General features: G+C 78.4%; 1 pseudogene. It reads right to left on the bottom strand.

Features of this window, described 5'->3' with window-relative positions:
- Positions 1 to 593: pseudogene (locus FPZ47_RS29100) on the bottom strand (PE family protein); the annotation flags it as partial.

Raw genomic sequence — 593 nt, 5'->3', positions numbered from 1 at the left:
GCCCCCAGTAGCCCGCCCGCGCCGCCGTTGGCGCCCGCGGCACCGGATCCACCGGCTCCGCCGTCGCCGATCAGCCACCCGCCGGCCGCGCCGTTGGCGCCTGAGCCCGTGGCGGCGTTGGCGCCGTTGCCGATCAGCGGACGCGCGGTCAGCGTCTCGACGGGCGCATTCACCCCGTTGAACACCGGCTGCAACGGCGAGGCGTCGCCGTCGAGACCGGCGCCGTCGAGACCGGCGCTGCCGATGGTGGGGCCGAACCCGCCCTCGCCGCCGTTTCCGGCGGTGCCGATCAGCGCGGCCGCACCACCGGCGCCGCCAGCGCCACCGGTGGCCTTACTTGCGCCGCCGCCCCCGCCGACGAATCCGCTGAGCAGCCCACCGGCGTGGCCGCCGGCCCCGCCGGCAACACCGGTGTGACCGCCGTATCCACCGTTGCCGCCGTGCCCGCCGGCACCGCCGTTGTTGTTGCCGAATCCGCCGGTTCCCCCGGCGCCGCCGTGGCAGGCCAGGCCGTAGCCGCCCAGCGGCCCGGCGCTGCCTCCGGTGCCCCCGTTGCCGCCGTCGCCGACGAGGCCGGTTCCGCCGGTCCCGCC

Source organism: Mycobacterium helveticum, assembly GCF_007714205.1.
GTDB lineage: Bacteria > Actinomycetota > Actinomycetes > Mycobacteriales > Mycobacteriaceae > Mycobacterium > Mycobacterium helveticum.
Note: the sequence above shows the minus strand (reverse complement) of the source record. Positions and strands in the feature narration are given on the sequence as shown.